The organism is Nocardioides nitrophenolicus, assembly GCF_016907515.1.
In the GTDB taxonomy this organism is placed as follows: Bacteria; Actinomycetota; Actinomycetes; order Propionibacteriales; family Nocardioidaceae; genus Nocardioides; species Nocardioides nitrophenolicus.
On sequence record NZ_JAFBBY010000001.1, the window covers coordinates 2,230,546 to 2,244,527 of the forward strand.

The 13,982-nt window shown below is 71.4% G+C and carries 13 protein-coding genes, 24 tRNA genes and 1 pseudogene; 6 read left to right on the forward strand and 32 right to left on the reverse strand.

All coding sequences use genetic code 11. From position 1 onward, the window contains the following. Nucleotides 1-18: 18 nt before the first annotated feature. Both JOD66_RS29460 and JOD66_RS10865 read right to left on the reverse strand, forming a co-directional pair. Entirely contained in the window at nucleotides 19-1,704 is a 1,686-nt protein-coding gene (locus JOD66_RS29460; protein WP_204836887.1) for a sensor histidine kinase, read from the reverse strand. Nucleotides 1,705-1,711: 7 nt separating this feature from the next. Further along, nucleotides 1,712-2,389: a response regulator transcription factor gene (locus JOD66_RS10865; RefSeq protein WP_239545191.1), complete on the reverse strand. Its 678-nt coding sequence runs from the start codon at nucleotides 2,387-2,389 to the stop codon at nucleotides 1,712-1,714. 79 nt (nucleotides 2,390-2,468) lie between these two features. Here JOD66_RS10865 and JOD66_RS10870 point away from each other — a divergent pair, with 79 nt between their 5' ends. The 4 genes from JOD66_RS10870 to JOD66_RS10885 are packed head-to-tail and all read left to right on the forward strand — an operon-like array spanning nucleotide 2,469 to nucleotide 6,005. After that, complete coding sequence (locus tag JOD66_RS10870; RefSeq protein ID WP_204836889.1) at nucleotides 2,469-3,122, forward strand: hypothetical protein; 654 nt, start codon at nucleotides 2,469-2,471, stop codon at nucleotides 3,120-3,122. Beyond that, nucleotides 3,119-4,195 (forward strand): peptidoglycan-binding domain-containing protein, encoded by a 1,077-nt coding sequence (locus JOD66_RS10875; protein WP_204836890.1) that lies wholly within the window; start codon nucleotides 3,119-3,121, stop codon nucleotides 4,193-4,195. The genes JOD66_RS10870 and JOD66_RS10875 overlap by 4 nt, the downstream gene beginning before the upstream one ends. After that, complete coding sequence (locus tag JOD66_RS10880) at nucleotides 4,192-4,851, forward strand: ABC transporter ATP-binding protein (RefSeq protein WP_204836891.1); 660 nt, start codon at nucleotides 4,192-4,194, stop codon at nucleotides 4,849-4,851. The genes JOD66_RS10875 and JOD66_RS10880 overlap by 4 nt, the downstream gene beginning before the upstream one ends. Beyond that, nucleotides 4,848-6,005: an ABC transporter permease gene (locus JOD66_RS10885; protein ID WP_307823432.1), complete on the forward strand. Its 1,158-nt coding sequence runs from the start codon at nucleotides 4,848-4,850 to the stop codon at nucleotides 6,003-6,005. The genes JOD66_RS10880 and JOD66_RS10885 overlap by 4 nt, the downstream gene beginning before the upstream one ends. Nucleotides 6,006-6,042: 37 nt before the next feature. Here JOD66_RS10885 and JOD66_RS10890 read toward each other — a convergent pair whose 3' ends face one another. Beyond that, nucleotides 6,043-6,612 carry a hypothetical protein gene (locus JOD66_RS10890; RefSeq protein WP_204836892.1) on the reverse strand — a complete coding sequence of 190 codons (570 nt, stop codon included), beginning with the start codon at nucleotides 6,610-6,612 and terminating at the stop codon, nucleotides 6,043-6,045. Between the two features lie 125 nt (nucleotides 6,613-6,737). Next, a complete protein-coding gene (locus tag JOD66_RS10895; protein ID WP_204836893.1) occupies nucleotides 6,738-6,905 on the reverse strand; it encodes a hypothetical protein in 168 nt (55 codons plus the stop codon). Nucleotides 6,906-7,172: 267 nt separating this feature from the next. On the opposite strand from JOD66_RS10895, the gene JOD66_RS10900 reads away from it, so the two are divergent. Next, a complete protein-coding gene (locus JOD66_RS10900; protein WP_204836894.1) occupies nucleotides 7,173-7,499 on the forward strand; it encodes a hypothetical protein in 327 nt (108 codons plus the stop codon). 39 nt (nucleotides 7,500-7,538) lie between these two features. Here the strand turns inward: JOD66_RS10900 and JOD66_RS10905 are convergent. From JOD66_RS10905 to JOD66_RS11040, 28 genes and pseudogenes are all read right to left on the reverse strand, one after another. Next, nucleotides 7,539-7,612: transfer RNA gene (locus JOD66_RS10905), tRNA-Cys, on the reverse strand. A 59-nt stretch (nucleotides 7,613-7,671) separates the two neighbouring features. Next, complete coding sequence (locus JOD66_RS10910; RefSeq protein ID WP_307823433.1) at nucleotides 7,672-8,121, reverse strand: HNH endonuclease; 450 nt, start codon at nucleotides 8,119-8,121, stop codon at nucleotides 7,672-7,674. Nucleotides 8,122-8,253: 132 nt separating this feature from the next. Then, nucleotides 8,254-8,328, reverse strand: a tRNA-Gly gene (locus tag JOD66_RS10915). 12 nt (nucleotides 8,329-8,340) lie between these two features. After that, nucleotides 8,341-8,418: transfer RNA gene (locus tag JOD66_RS10920), tRNA-Thr, on the reverse strand. An 86-nt stretch (nucleotides 8,419-8,504) separates the two neighbouring features. Next, nucleotides 8,505-8,576, reverse strand: a tRNA-Arg gene (locus tag JOD66_RS10925). A 72-nt stretch (nucleotides 8,577-8,648) separates the two neighbouring features. Continuing rightward, nucleotides 8,649-9,011 carry a WhiB family transcriptional regulator gene (locus tag JOD66_RS10930; RefSeq protein WP_204836895.1) on the reverse strand — a complete coding sequence of 121 codons (363 nt, stop codon included), beginning with the start codon at nucleotides 9,009-9,011 and terminating at the stop codon, nucleotides 8,649-8,651. 80 nt (nucleotides 9,012-9,091) lie between these two features. Next, nucleotides 9,092-9,167 (reverse strand) — tRNA-Arg (locus JOD66_RS10935). 203 nt (nucleotides 9,168-9,370) lie between these two features. Then, nucleotides 9,371-9,446, reverse strand: a tRNA-Gln gene (locus tag JOD66_RS10940). 8 nt (nucleotides 9,447-9,454) lie between these two features. Continuing rightward, nucleotides 9,455-9,526 (reverse strand) — tRNA-Asn (locus JOD66_RS10945). Between the two features lie 26 nt (nucleotides 9,527-9,552). Continuing rightward, nucleotides 9,553-9,627 (reverse strand) — tRNA-Arg (locus JOD66_RS10950). 14 nt (nucleotides 9,628-9,641) lie between these two features. After that, a tRNA-Lys gene (locus tag JOD66_RS10955) sits at nucleotides 9,642-9,718 on the reverse strand. Between the two features lie 6 nt (nucleotides 9,719-9,724). After that, nucleotides 9,725-9,797: transfer RNA gene (locus JOD66_RS10960), tRNA-Gln, on the reverse strand. Nucleotides 9,798-9,825: 28 nt separating this feature from the next. Next, nucleotides 9,826-9,898: transfer RNA gene (locus JOD66_RS10965), tRNA-Phe, on the reverse strand. Nucleotides 9,899-9,911: 13 nt separating this feature from the next. Beyond that, nucleotides 9,912-9,987, reverse strand: a tRNA-Val gene (locus JOD66_RS10970). Nucleotides 9,988-10,023: 36 nt separating this feature from the next. Then, nucleotides 10,024-10,096 (reverse strand) — tRNA-Pro (locus JOD66_RS10975). A 1-nt stretch (nucleotide 10,097) separates the two neighbouring features. Further along, nucleotides 10,098-10,175, reverse strand: a tRNA-Ile gene (locus tag JOD66_RS10980). Between the two features lies 1 nt (nucleotide 10,176). Continuing rightward, nucleotides 10,177-10,251, reverse strand: a tRNA-Pro gene (locus tag JOD66_RS10985). A gap of 1 nt (nucleotide 10,252) precedes the next feature. Beyond that, nucleotides 10,253-10,328 (reverse strand) — tRNA-Pro (locus JOD66_RS10990). Between the two features lies 1 nt (nucleotide 10,329). Next, nucleotides 10,330-10,417, reverse strand: a tRNA-Leu gene (locus JOD66_RS10995). 14 nt (nucleotides 10,418-10,431) lie between these two features. After that, nucleotides 10,432-10,503, reverse strand: a tRNA-Gly gene (locus JOD66_RS11000). Nucleotides 10,504-10,722: 219 nt separating this feature from the next. Beyond that, nucleotides 10,723-10,800 (reverse strand): annotated as a pseudogene (locus tag JOD66_RS11005). 15 nt (nucleotides 10,801-10,815) lie between these two features. After that, nucleotides 10,816-10,887: transfer RNA gene (locus JOD66_RS11010), tRNA-OTHER, on the reverse strand. Between the two features lie 5 nt (nucleotides 10,888-10,892). Then, nucleotides 10,893-10,964: transfer RNA gene (locus tag JOD66_RS11015), tRNA-Asp, on the reverse strand. Between the two features lie 96 nt (nucleotides 10,965-11,060). Next, a tRNA-Ser gene (locus JOD66_RS11020) sits at nucleotides 11,061-11,148 on the reverse strand. A gap of 5 nt (nucleotides 11,149-11,153) precedes the next feature. Then, nucleotides 11,154-11,235, reverse strand: a tRNA-Tyr gene (locus JOD66_RS11025). Nucleotides 11,236-11,489: 254 nt separating this feature from the next. After that, nucleotides 11,490-11,562 (reverse strand) — tRNA-Trp (locus JOD66_RS11030). Nucleotides 11,563-12,645: 1,083 nt separating this feature from the next. Next, nucleotides 12,646-12,721: transfer RNA gene (locus JOD66_RS11035), tRNA-Thr, on the reverse strand. Between the two features lie 64 nt (nucleotides 12,722-12,785). Next, a complete protein-coding gene (locus JOD66_RS11040; RefSeq protein ID WP_204836896.1) occupies nucleotides 12,786-12,947 on the reverse strand; it encodes a hypothetical protein in 162 nt (53 codons plus the stop codon). Between the two features lie 115 nt (nucleotides 12,948-13,062). Here JOD66_RS11040 and JOD66_RS11045 point away from each other — a divergent pair, with 115 nt between their 5' ends. Beyond that, entirely contained in the window at nucleotides 13,063-13,980 is a 918-nt protein-coding gene (locus JOD66_RS11045; protein WP_204836897.1) for a LysR family transcriptional regulator, read from the forward strand. The last annotated feature ends 2 nt before the right edge of the window (nucleotides 13,981-13,982 follow it).

The window sequence follows — 13,982 nt, forward strand, 5'->3', positions numbered from 1 at the left end:
TCGAGGGTGCGAGGAGGATCACCCTCGTTCCGCGTCGCTCGAAGGGCGACCCGGCGCGCCGACGGGGGCAGGGAAGGTCAGGGTCACCGTCGTGCCCTCCCCCAGCACCGACGCGATGGCCGCGGCGCCACCGTGCGCCTCCATGATCTGGCGCACGATGGCGAGTCCGAGACCGGTGCCGCCAGTGGCTCGGGTGCGTGAGCGGTCGACGCGGTGGAAGCGATCGAAGACCAGGGGCAGCTCCTCGCCGGGGATCCCCTCGCCGGTGTCGGTGACGGTGATGGTTCGCGGCATCGCCGACAGGACGACGGAGCCGGTCGGCGGGGTGTGGCGCAGCGCGTTGGCGACGAGGTTGACCAGGGCTTGCCGCAGCCGCACCGGGTCGGCCTCGATGACCACCGACGGAGCGCAGGAGACGGTGAGGAGCGGCGAGGCGAAGGACTCCGCGACCTGGGTCAGCAGGTCGCGGACCACGACCGGCACCGGCGCGAGCCGGAGCTCGCCGGCGTCACCGAGGGAGAGCTCGTGCAGATCGTCGACGAGCCGCTCGAGGTGGAGGGCCTCCTCGTGCACCGACGACAGCAGGTGCGCGTCCAGCGGTGCGATGCCGTCCTGCGCCGCCTCGACCCACCCCCGCACGTTCGCGAGAGGGGTGCGCAGCTCGTGGGAGACGTCGGAGACGAGCTGCCGGCGCGCCGACTCGAGCTGCTCGCGACGGGCGGCCATGTCGTTGAAGGCGCGGGCGAGCTCGCCGACCTCGTCACTGCGGCGGGCCGGCACCCGCGCGGCCAGGTCGCCGGATCCCGCGCGGCCCGCCGCCACGGCGAGCGTCCGGAGCGGCCGCACGACGTACGCGGCGAACAGTGCCGACAGCGCCGAGGTGAGCAGCAGGACCGCGCCGGCGAGCAGCGCGATGCGCCGCTGCGAGTCCCCCGAGAGGTCCCAGAACACCGAGGGCTGCGTGGGCTCGGAGCCCATGAAGAGCAGCGCCGGCGGCGCGACGTACTCCGACAGCACCGCCCGGCGCGACCTCTCGACGCACCGCGCGACCCGGTCGTGGCCGTCCGGCGACGAGACGATCGCGGAGAAGTCCCGCCGCAGCGCCAGCACGGGGTCGAGGCCCGCTCGGGCCAGGCAGCGGTCCACCCGCTGCTGGAGTCGGAACCAGGCGCCCCGGTCATAGGGCTCCGCGTACGGCCCCAGGGCACGCGGGTCGATCCCCGCTCGGACGGGTACGACGAACTCCCGGCACCCGGGGACCCCGGCGACCGTCTCACACGGAGCCGGGACCGGCTCCGTGGCCGCGGGGGCGGCGGCCGAGGCCGAGGAGAGCAGGACCAGGTCGACATCGAGCGGGTCGATGTCGGCGCGCGCCGCGGCCGGCGAGCGCGGGGAGGTGCTCCCGTCCGAGGAGAGCAGGACCCGACCGGTCGCGTCGGTCACGGTGACCGATGAGTCGACCGCCGCGGCCAGCCGGTCGACCAGCGCGGACGCCGACGCCCAGGACCGATGGGTCGCGGCGTAGCCGACGAGCGCGTCATAGGTCGTGGCGTCGGCGTGCAGCGACTGTCGTTGCTCCTGCTGGACCGCGACCGTCGTCGAGCGCACCGTGGCCCAGGTGGCCGCGACGACCGCCACCAGCGCGATCACCGCGCCCAGCAGGAAGAGCCGGACGAACAGGGAGCGGTGCCACGGGACCCTCACCGGGTCGTCACGTCGCGACCAGGGCGTAGCCGACGCCGTAGACGGTGCGGATCAAGGAGGCGTCGAGCTTCTTGCGGAGCTGGACGACGTGGACGTCGACGCTGCGCCGCGAGACGTACCCGTCCAGACCGTGCACCGCCCGCAGCAGCTGGTCGCGGGTGAAGACGCGGCCCGGCTCGGAGGTCAGCGCGGCCAGCAGCGCGAACTCCCCGGGGGTCACCTCGACGTCCTCGCCGCGGAAGCTCACCGAGTGCGTGGCCGGGGACACCGTCAGCGCGCCGACGGCGACCGGATGCGGCGAGGCCGTGGAGCTGAGCCGGGAACGACGCAGCAGCGACCGAGCCCGCGCCATCAGCTCGCGCGGGGAGTAGGGCTTGGTGAGGTAGTCGTCGGCGCCCAGGTCGAGTCCGAGCAGCAGGTCGTCCTCGCTGCGGCGCGCGGTCAGCATCAGGATCGGCAGGTGCTCGGTGCCGGGCGAGCCGCGCAGGATCCGGCACACGTCCATGCCGTCGACCCGCGGCATCATCACATCGAGCACCAGCAGGTCGGGGGTACGCCGGCGCACCTCGTCGAGCGCCGCCCGGCCGTCGCCGACGACCGTGACCTCATGCCCCTCGGCGACGGCGTAGCGACGGATCAGCTCCGCCTGCTTGGGGTCGTCCTCGGCGACGACGATCCTGGACATCACTCGAGAATAGTGAACCTGACGGCGCCCCAACACGGCCCTGACAGGTTGCTCACATTCCCCCGGCAGGGTGCGCGTCATGCAGATCTCCCCACCGACCTCCCCCTTCCTCGCCGCGCTGATCGGGCTCCTCCTGACCGGCTGCGGCGCCCGGGCCGACGAGCCGAGCGTCGCCAGCCTGCCCGCCGGTCCGGCCGGCTCGACCGGCGCCGCCACCACCACCGCCAGCAGCGGCACCACCGACGGCGCCACCGACGGCGACCTCGCCGGCCCCGGCACCGACGACTCGGGACCGACCCAGGGCCGGCCCCAGTTCCGCATGGACGACAGCCCACAGCGGCGCAGCGCCCTCCAGGTCGCCTACAACCAGTGCCTGATCGACAACGGCGCGAAGGAGAACACCGGACGCGAGGGGGCAGCAGTCGCCGCCGCCCCGGGCGAGGACGCCGACGGCAATCCCGTCGGTCCCCTGGTCCTCGAACCCGTGCCCCCCGCGGCCAGCGCCGCCTGCCTGTCCAAGCTGCCGGTGATGCCGCCGGAGCTCAGCGCCGCGACCAACCCGGACTTCCACCGGCAGTCCCTGGACTACGTCGCCTGCATGCGTGAGGGCGGGCTGTACGTCGAGCTGCTCAACCACGACAACCTCGACTGGACCTACGCGGAGGGTCACTCGGTCCCCGAGAACAGCTACCAGCTGGAGGACGACTGCCTCCTCGAGGCGTTCGGCGGATGAGGCGAGCTCAGCTCGCGGTGACGGCCGTCGTGGTGCTCGCGGTCACGGCCGGCACTGGCGGCTGGCTGCTCACCGGCCGCGACCCCGCACCCGCGACCGAGCACGACGCGAGCCGGCCGACCGTCGCCGTCGAGCAGGGCACGCTGCGTCAGCGCGTCCAGCTCACCGGCACGCTCGGCTACGGCACCCCGAGGACCGTGACCGGCGCCGGGGACGGCATCGTCACCTGGCTGCCCAGCGCCGGCGTCACCGTGGCCCGCGGCGGCCAGCTCTACCGGGTCGACGACGCGCCGGTCGCCCTGCTGTACGGCGAGCTGCCGCTCTATCGCGAGCTCGCCGAGCCGGTCCCGCCCGACCAGCCCGCCGACGACGCGCCGCCGCCACCTCCGGCGCAGCACCAGCGCGGCAATGACGTCGACCTCGTCGCCCGCAACCTGGCGGCGCTCGGCTTCTACGACGGCCCGACCCGGGACGCGACGTACGCCGGCGCTCTCCTGTCGGCGGTCCGCGCCTGGCAGTCGGCGCGCGACGAGGAGCCCACCGGCGTGCTCGGGCCCGGCAACGTCCTCGTCAGCACCGGGCCGGTGCGCGTGGACAGCCTCACCGCGCAGGTCGGCGACCCGGCCGCCGCCCCCGTCCTGACGGTCACGACGACTGCCAAGGTGCTGACGCTCGACCTGCTCGAGACGGACGCCCAGGGTGTCGCGCCGGGCCGGAGGATCCGGGTGACCCTGGACGACGGAACGGTGGTCCGCACCGAGGTGCGGCACGTCGGCGCGCCGACGCCGTCCGACGACGGCGGACCGCCGACCGTCCCGGTGGTGGTCCGGCCCCGCAAGAGTGGCGCCCTGACCGGGGCCGCGCCGGGTCCGGTCACCGCCCTCCTGGTCACCGCCGCCCGCCATGACGTCCGGTATGTGCCGGTCACCGCGCTGCTCGCGCTCGCCGGGGGCGGCTACGCGCTGGAGCGCCCCGACGGCGCCCTCGTCCCGGTCGACATCGGGATGGTCGCGGACGGCGAGGTCGAGGTCGATGGCATCGAGTCCGGCGCGTCGGTGGTGGTCGCGCGGTGAGCGTCCTCGAGCTGGCCGGGGTGAGCAAGGCGTACGCCGGCGGCGTGGTCGCGCTGCGCGAGGTCGACCTGAGCATCGCTGCCGGCGAGGACCTGGCGATCGTCGGGCCGTCGGGCTCCGGCAAGTCGACCCTGCTGCACCTGATGGGCACGCTCGACCGGCCGAGCGCCGGCAGGATCCACCTCGCCGGTGAGGACGCGACCGCGCTGAGCGATGACGCCCTGTCGCGGCTCAGGTCCCGGTGGCTGGGCTTCGTCTTCCAGCAGTCGCACCTCACCGACCGGCTGACCGCGGTCGAGAACGTCGCCGTGGGGCTGCTGTACGCCGGAACCCCGCGCCGTCACCGCAGGGCCCTCGCCGAGGACGCGCTCGACCGCGTCGGCCTGGGCCACCGGCGCGACCATCTCCCGCACCAGCTCTCCGGCGGCGAACGGCAACGGGTCGGCATCGCCCGGGCTCTCGTCAACCGGCCGGCGCTGGTCCTCGCCGACGAGCCGACCGGCGCCCTGGACCAGAGCACCGGCCGCCAGGTGCTCGCGCTGTTCCGCGAGCTGCACGCCCAGGGCACCACCATCGCCCTGATCACCCACGACCCGACGGTGGCGGACACCTTCAGTCGGCGGGTCGAGATCCGGGACGGAAGGATCACGCCGTGACCGACGCACTGCACGAGGCCTGGCGCGGCGTCCGCGGCCGCCCCGGACGCGCCGTCCTGAGCGGCGTCGGGATCGCCCTGGGCATGGCGACGCTGGTCCTGGTCACCGGCATCCCGGCCAGCGGGCAGGCCGACCTGGACCGCCGCCTCACCGCGCTGGGCACCGACCTCCTCGTCGCCCAGCCCTCCGCGGCCAGCGACGACGCGCCCGCCCTCCCCGAGCAGGCGGCGGCGATGGTACGCCGGATCGGGCCGGTGGAGGCGGCCAGCGCGGTCGCGAGCCTCGACGCCCGCGTCCGGCGTACCCCGTTCGCCGATCCCAATGACACCGCCGGCATCGTGGCCCTGGCCGCCACCGGCGACCTGCTCGAGACGATCCGCGGTCGGCTCGCGAGTGGCGCCTTCCTCTCCACCCCCGAGCTGCCGACCGCCGTGCTCGGCGCCCAGGCCGCCGACTGGCTGGGCATCACGCGCCTCGATCCCGCGCGGCCACCCCAGATCGCGGTCGGCGACGCTTTCCTCGCCGTCGTCGGCATCCTCGCGCCGATGCCGCTGACGCCGGAGCTCGAGCAGGCCGTGCTGGTCGGCTGGGACGCCGCGCGCGAGCTCGGCTTCGACGGGCACCCCACCGTCGTCTACCTCCGCGCGGCCGAGAGCCGGGTCGAGTCGGTGCGCGACGTGCTGCCGGCCACCCTCAGCCCGGAGCTGCCCGGACTGGTCGGCGTGAGCCGGCCGAGCGACGCCCTGGCCGCCAAGCGCGCCACCCAGGGCACGTTCTCCGCGCTCTTCCTCGGTCTGGCCGGCGTCGCGCTCGCGGTGGGCGGCATCGGCGTCGCGAACACGATGATCGTCGGCGTGCTGGAACGTCGGCGCGAGATCGGGCTGCGCCGCGCGCTGGGCGCCCGCCGCAAGGACGTGCGACGGCAGTTCCTCACCGAGGCGATGCTGCTGTCGGTGCTCGGCGGCCTGACCGGCGTCGTCGCGGGCACGCTCGGCACGCTCGGGTTCGCGGCCGCGCGGGGCTGGCCACCCGTCGTACCGCTGACGGCTCTTGCGGGCGGACTGGCCGGGTCGGTGCTCGTCGGCGCGCTCGCCGGGCTCTATCCCGCCGTACGAGCCGCCCGGCTGCCCCCGACCGAGGCCTTGGCGACGTGACGGCGCGCCGGTGGAGCGAGCCGTGAGTCCTCAGCGGTCAGGGCTCCGTGCCCGGGGTGAGGTCGTCGTTGTACTTGTCCACCTTCCAGGCGCCGCCGACGCGGACCAGGTGAGCGGTGAAGCTCACGACCCCGTCAATGCGGTCCACGACGGTGCTTTCGGGCTGAACCATCGCCGAGTTGCTCCAGATTGTCGCCATACCCGTGACCGTCGCCTCGTCGTCGGACATCACCGCCCGGACTCCGTCGAAGTCGTCGACCCCTCCGGTGATGATGTAGTCCGAGGTCGCGCTGGGGTCCGCTGCGGGCGAGCCGGGAGCCCCCTCTTCGAGGGTCAATCCTCGATAGCGCACCTGCATGTCGTCGTTGATCGACATGAGCCAGCCGAGTTGCCTGCCCGTGAAGTACTGGGCCAACCGATGCCGACCGACCCCCTGGGCCTTTGCGACACGAGACATGTCCAACCTTCGGAGATCCGGTCGGTCCGCCTTGGGGAAGTCGCCCGCAGGGTGGGCCGCCGCCGCGTTCTCGTCAGGATCGACCGAGGTGCCCTCGATCGAGCCGACCTGCTGCATCGCCTCCATCGCCTGCCGGGTCACCTCGGTCACGACCGGAGCCTGATCGTCGGCAGGAGCCGAACCAGAGGTGGCGACGGCCCCGATGACGAGGGCGGGACCGCCCACCAGCACGCCCAACGCACCGGTGACTCGTACCCGCCGCTTCGCCCGGGGGTTCAGAACGCACCGCCCGCGAGAGCGACGACGTCGTACACCGTCGTGGACCGATGCGCATTGAGGCTCCACAACTGCCCCATCGTGTGATCGCGGTACGCCGTGTGGCTGTTCGCGAGCGTTCCGGCGCGCACCCCGCTGGCCCGGGAGCCAACAAGCTGGTACTTCATTCAGCCCTCCCGAAACGTTGGTGGATCGACGCTAGCCCTTCGTCGGAAGGACGGCGAGCGGTCACGTGGGAAGGCTGCGTGAACAGCCCCCCATAGGAGGTCAACCGTCAGCCGCTGCAGGCAGCTGGACCACAAGTGATCCGATGCCGGCGAGGGCCCAGGCTGCTCTCCGCGCTCGGCCTGTCCCTGTCTGCAGTCGAAGCACAGACGCCGTTCGTCGAGCCATGAGTTGCAGGCATCCAGCGCGAGCCCGAGAGCGGCCTGGTCGTGTTCGTGGAGGTCGCGTTCGGTGTGGTGCGCGATGTGGTCGCGCAGATGCGCGACCTGAACGCCGGCGACGGCCTCCTCGTCGCCAAGCCCGAGAACGATCTCGATCTGATGGTGGACGGTCGGGTAGTGGTAGCCGGACAGCCGCGGGTCGAGGTGAGCAAGGAGTTCGCCGAGCGTGGTCGGCAGGTGCTGATGCATGGGGATTCCTTCTGCGGTTCGAGACGTGTGCGGGAGGAACCCCGCACTGATCTCGATGCCGCCACCCCGTTGATCGGCGGCACGCACATCCCTCTGCACCCACGTCACCGGCCAGTCCCGTCCTGAGGACGCTCCGGCTCAACGAACAACAGTGGACAGCATCGGTGGAAGCCCCTGCCGGACTCGAACCGGCGTGACGCGGGTTGCAGCCGCGTGCCTAGCCACTCGGCCAAGGGGCCATCGGGTGGCGCGACCTGCCGTCGATTCGGGAGTTCGACTCGGCGGCAGGCCGCACCGGTCATGCGAGGGAGGCCAACTGCGCCCTGGTGGGGACGTACGGCTCGAAGCGGAGCCGCATCCCGGCCTCGGCGGGGGTTCGGTCGGCCTTGCGGTTGTTGCAGGGCTCGCAGGCCGCCACGATGTTCAGCCAGGACCATTGGCCGCCTCGCGATGCGGGGATCACGTGGTCGAGGGTGCGAGCCTTGGCGCCGCAGTAGGCGCAGCGGTGGCCGTCGCGGATGAAGACGCCGCCGCGGTGCCAGCCAGCTGGGCGGTAGAGCCACGTGGGGCTGATGTACCGCAGGAGCCGGATGACGCGTGGCCATGGCCAGGGGCCTGCGGTGCGGTCTTCGTCGGCTTCTTCGATGGCGGCGACCTTGCGGGCGACCATGCGGATGGCCTGCTTGAAGGAGACCTTGCCGAGGGGTTCGTAGGAGGCGTTGAGCAGCGCCACGGTTGTTGCGGTCACCGCTGACACCTCCCTTCTCGTCTATGTGGGTGGGCGGTGGGTGTGCCTGCGCGGCGTGGAGCCCCCGCCCAGAGTCGAACTGGGGCAGCCCGGCGTCGGAGGCCAGGTGACGGATTCCGCCGTCGAGGGCAGTGGAACGGGCGACCGGAGTCGAACCGGCTCGACCGGTATGGAAGACCGGCATGCAACCACCAACACCTCGCCCGCGCGGTGGATGACTGGAGCCCCTGACAGGAATCGAACCCGCGAAATCCCGCTTACAAGGCGGACCCACCAGCCAACAGGTGGAACAGGGGCGGGGTGACCGACGGGAGTCGAACCCGCTTCGCCCTTCCGGGCCCAGGGCCACCACCTGGTGAGCCACCGTTGCTCATCGGTCACAGCGCCCTCGCCAGGACTCGAACCTGGATTTCCGGCTTCGTAGGCCGGTGTCGTGTCCGTTGGACCACGAAGGCAGGTGGCTGCTCGGGGTTCCCCCTCGGCCACCCGGTGGTGACCCCGCACGCAGCCGGTGCGGTCGTACGTCGTCAGGCTGCGGCGACCTTCTTCGGCCGTCCGCGCTGCCGGACCTTCTCGACGGGCTTGCCGCCCTCCAGGAGCACACCGCCCCAGACGCCCCACTCGTCGCGGCTGGTGCCGAGCAGGAGGCAGAGCCCCCGTGCTTCGCAGCCGCCGCAGAAGTCCCGCGCGACGGCGAGGGCCTCGTCGTCGGCCGGGTCGAAGACCTCCGGGTCCTCGTGGTCGACGCACCGCCACTGGATCGTGGCCTCGCGGGGTGTCGGGTGGTCGTACGCCACGGTGACGCCCTTGGTGTTGAGGATGCTCTCCGCAGAGTCGACCGTCTGGGTGGTCGCCGTGGTGGGGCGCATCCGTCCGTTCCTGATCTCCATGTGCTCCTCACCTCCTCGGTCCGTTCAGCAGCACGTGGTCTGTGGGGGGGGCGGGACCCGTCCGGTCCGGCGTCGTGGAGTGGTGCCTCCGGCCGGACTCGAACCGGCAACCTCTCGGGTAGGAGCCGAGCGCTCTGTCCGTTGAGCCACGGAGGCATGGGGATGGGTACTCCGCCTGGGACTCGAACCCAGATTCATGCCCGATGAAGAGTCGGGTGCACGGCCGATTGTGCGAGCGGAGCAAGAGCCCTCGGAGGGGCCGGTAGCGGGGCCGCGAGTCGAACGCAGACCGACGGGCTTATGAGACCCATGGCGTCACCCGACACCCGCTTCGTACGACGCGGCAACCCGCGTCGACGTGGCTGCGTGGGTAGGAATCGAACCTACGAGGGCGTGGTTCAGAGCCACGCTGGCCTTCCAACAGACCACCACGCATCGTTGCGCTCCCCGACCAGGACTCGAACCTGGAACCGTCGTCTTAACAGGACGCTGCGCTGCCATTGCGCCACCGAGGAATGACCGCCCGCACCGGGCGGGTATCTGGTGCCTCCGGCAGGTGTCGAACCCGCGCAGGTCCGCTGAGAAGGCGGGTGCCCATCCAGTAGGCGACGGAGGCAGGGGGGCCGGGGCTGGTGCTCCGCCTGGGACTCGAACCCAGATCCATGCCCGGGTAAAAGCCGGGTGCACGCCGATTGTGCGAGCGGAGCGAGAGGCCCCCAGGGCAGGACTCGAACCTGCGTCGACCGGATTCAAAGTCCGGCTGCCCAGCCTCCAGAGCACCTGGGGTCACCGACACCCGAGCGGGGTGTCGCGGTGGGACCGGCTGGGATCGAACCAGCGACCTCCCGGGCTTCAACCGGGCGCACAACCTGCTGTGCTTCGGCCCCATGAAGGGGAAGTTGGTCGGCCTGGAGGGACTCGAACCCCCGCACGTACGGTGTGTAAGACCGCTGCTCTGCCGCTGAGCCACAGGCCGGTGACCGGCCCGACCAGAGTGGTTGGACTGGATCGGTCGGAATGGTCGGGCTCGAACCGACGACCTCGGGGTCCCGGACCCCGCGCGCTTCCTGCTGCGCCACATTCCGTTGGTCGACCAGGGAGGATTTGAACCTCCGACCGCCTCGTTATCAGCGAGGTGCCCACACCGGACCGGGCTCCTGGTCGTTGGTCGGAATGGTCGGGCTCGAACCGACGACCTCTCGGTCCCCGACCGAGTGCGCTACCGCTGCGCCACATCCCGATGGTCGGTGCGGCCGGGCTCGAACCGGCGTCCTCCCGGTCCCAGGCCGGGCGCGCTTCCTGCTGCGCTACGCACCGTTGGTACCCACCCCCGGACTCGAACCGGGACGCCCCGAGGGGCACCAGGACCTGAGCCTGGCGCGTCTACCTGGTTCCGCCAGGCGGGCATGCTTCTACTGCGAGCAGACGGCGGGGATCGAACCCGCTCCTCCGGCATGGCAAGCCGGTGTGCTGCCAGGTGCACCTCGTCCGCGAACCCCGGGTTGGCCGCCGGGTCGGCTGGGTGGAGACCGTCGGAATCGAACCGACCGCACGGACCGTGCAAAGGTCTGTCGCCCCCTTGGAACATGGGCCCCCGCGTGGTCCTCACGTGGACCAGTCGTCGTACCCACCGAGGGAGTCGAACCCTCACGCGCGCGTGGCGCACACGGCTCTCAACCGTGCCTGTCTACCTGGTTCCAGCAGGTGGGTGTGGTGCTCTCGGTGGGAGTCGAACCCACACGCCACGAGGGCGCCGCTACTTGAGAATCCGTCAGGCTGCCACTACCTCATGGGGCGAGTCGAGCACCGTGGACGGGGATCGAACCCGCGCGGCCCGCTTTGAAAGAGCGGATGGGCAGCCAGCAGCCACCACGGCAAGCGCGCTCCCGAGGAGAATCGAACTCGCGACCTTCCGCTCGACAGGCGGCAGCGCTGCCTCTGCGCCACGGGAGCATCGTGCGGAAGGCGGAGGAGTCGAACCCCATGGCCGTGGCCACGACCCAGGTAGCAAGCGGGCACCGGGACCTCCCCTGCGTCACCTTCCATCTGCGGAGGAGGCGAGGATCGAACTCGCACGCCCCGTAGGGCCTTCCGTTTTCGAGACGGCTGCCGTCGCCTGCCATCGGCTGGCTCCTCCATGCGTGCGCCGGGCAGGACTCGAACCTGCGATGCCCGAAGGCGACGGGGTTACAACCCGCTGCAATAGCCGCTATGCGACCGACGCGTGTGCCGCAGCGCTTGGCCCCACGACGTCTCCGCCGTGGTCGCTGCGGCGGCAGGACGCCGCTCCCCGAGCTGGGGTCCGGCTCCTGCCTGATGCTGTCCACTGTTGAGTTCGCCCCCACTCCCCACCGTTCGGCGGGGTCTGGGTCGGGATCGGCTTCCCACGGCCCTTCGACCGTTAGCCCGGTGCCTCGATGCGGCCAGACCTCTCGGCCTGGTCGCGGGTCCGGTGCCCGTGGGACCTTCCACGATTCGCATGGGCGGAGGGACTCGAACCCCCAGCCGCCGGTTTTGGAGACCGGTGCGCTACCAGTTGCGCTACGCCCATTCGATGCTGCTGTTGAGTTGTCGCGACTACCCCTGACATGACGAAAGGGCCGCTCCTGCGAGACGTCTGCCTCGGCTGGAGCGGCCCTTCCCGTGTCTGGGTCTGGGTGCTGGTGCACTCAGGTCACGGGCGGCTCCAGGCGCTCCGACGGCAGCCACTGGTGGCCATTGGTCGACTCGATACCGAAGGTGGCGACAGGTCGCTTCGCGACCTTCAGCTCGACGGACGTCACGGAGGCAGCACACATCGCACGATCCGCGTTCCCGCGGACCGTGACACTGAGGCTGCGATACCTGCGCACGTTCCCGTCCTTCATCTCCGCCGAGCCCTCATGGCCCGTTCACCATCAACGATAGAGAACCCCACCGAAACGGCCTAACGACTTTTCGTGCGCATCCAGCTGTGTCCCACGAGCCGACGAGGGAGGCTGGTTGAGCGGCCCCGCCAGGGTCTGTCCCGCGAGCCCAAACTTGTCGGCACCACCGAGCGGAGTGCACCCGGTCTCGGGCACCGGAGCCGGGCGTGCCAAGGCCGCGATCAAGTACGCCGAGGGAGACCACCGGGCGATCCTCTACCCGACCCAGCACTGTTAGTGCGGACGATGGCAACAGCGTTCGACGCCGCCGTCGACCTCGCGCATGTCATCGAGCGGCTGGAGTCCACCGCCATCGCCGGGAATCCGACAGGTCCCCGGCATCAACCCGTGGGTCACCCCAGTCTCGGGTTGATCAGGCGGGTGAGGGCTGAGGGCTGACTGGTGGCCAGCGAGGGTCTGGAGCGAGACGGGCCCGACGGGCCGCCCACGTCGCTGGCCCTCCTCGGGAACTTGGGATTCTTCGCGTCGGCGCTTCATCCAGAGGGCGCCTTTCCGCTACTCGATTTCTCTCCTGCCCCCGTGGATGCCCCTTCGTGGGTCTCGCCCGGTTGGCGAGGCCGCTTGCGTGTTGCTCCGACGACAGGAGTGTGGCGCGCAGGTGGGTCAGATGACGGTGGGAGATCGGCGCGAGTGATCGGCGCACTGGCGAGCTAGCGATGCTAGAGATGCCGGCAGGTCAGAGGCAATGTGCCTCTGACCTGCTGGGATGGAGCCGCCTGTCGGAATCGAACCGACGACCTAATCATTACGAGTGATTCGCTCTACCGACTGAGCTAAGGCGGCGCGCCGCCCGAGGGCGACCGCGGAAGCATACCGGCGTCGGGGAGACAGCGGCGAATCGGCCCGGTCAGGCGGCGCGGACGATGCGCTCCTCGACGTGGCTCTGGGGGCTGCCGCACCAGCAGGTGAAGTGGACGAGGAAGCCCTCGGGACCGTTGTCGATGCCGGTCAGCTGCTCGGGGAAGATCAGCTCGCGGCGGCCGCAGGCGGGGCAGTCGTGGGTGAACATCGGAGGCCTCCTTCGGGCGTCTCGGGTGGGCGCCCTTCCATGGTCCGACGGTGGGCGCTCAAGGGGTAGGCTCTCTTTCCAGCCAGTCCCATAGGGAATCCCTAGAGGAGGTCGGATGCTGTCGCTGCATCAGCTGACCTGCTTCCTCGCGACCTACGAGCACCGATCGCTGACCCGGGCGGCCGAGGAGCTGGGCTATGCGCAGCCGTCGGTCTCGGAGCAGGTGCGGGGACTCGAACGATCGCTGGGGGTGCAGCTGTTCCGGCGGGTCGGGCGGGGCGTGGTGCCGACGACGGCGGCAGACACCTTCCGGCCGCACGCGGAGAAGGTGCTGGCGGCCGCCGACGAGGCGCAGCGGGCGGTCGCGAGCATCCGGTCGCTGGAGACGGGGACGATCAGGTTCGGGATGTTCGGCGTCGCACGGCTGTACGGCGGCGCGGACCTGGTGGCCGACGTGCTGGAGCGCTACCCGGGGGTCCGGGTGGAGCTGGTGGGCCGGCACTCGATGGACGTGCAGGAGAACCTGCGCCGCGGGCGGCTGGAGGCGGCGGTGATCGCGGTGGCGGGTCTGTCGAGCGAGGGGATGACGATCACGCCGATCGCGCGCGACGAGCTGGTCTACGTCTCGGCCGACCCCAGCCGGCTGACCGGGCCGGTGACCGCGAAGCGGCTGGCCGAGGCGTCCCTGGTCATGCCGGAGAGCACCTATCGCGACTCCGACTCGGGGCGGATCGTGCTACGGCAGATGCTGCACGAGGCCGGCTACAACCCGAGCACCCGGATCGAGGTCGAGGACGTCGAGAACGCCATCGAGCTGGTCGGGCGTGGGCTCGCCGACACCGTCACCAACAAGGCCGCGGCCGTGCAGCTGGTGCCCCGGCTCGCGCCGAACGCCGGCTGGGTGTCGCTGCGGCCCCGGATCTACGACACGATGGCGATCGTGCACCGGGCGGGCGCGACCCTGTCGCCCGCCGCGCGGCTGATGATCGAGCTCGCCACCCAGCGGATCCGGGGGATCATGGAGCCGGTGTGAGC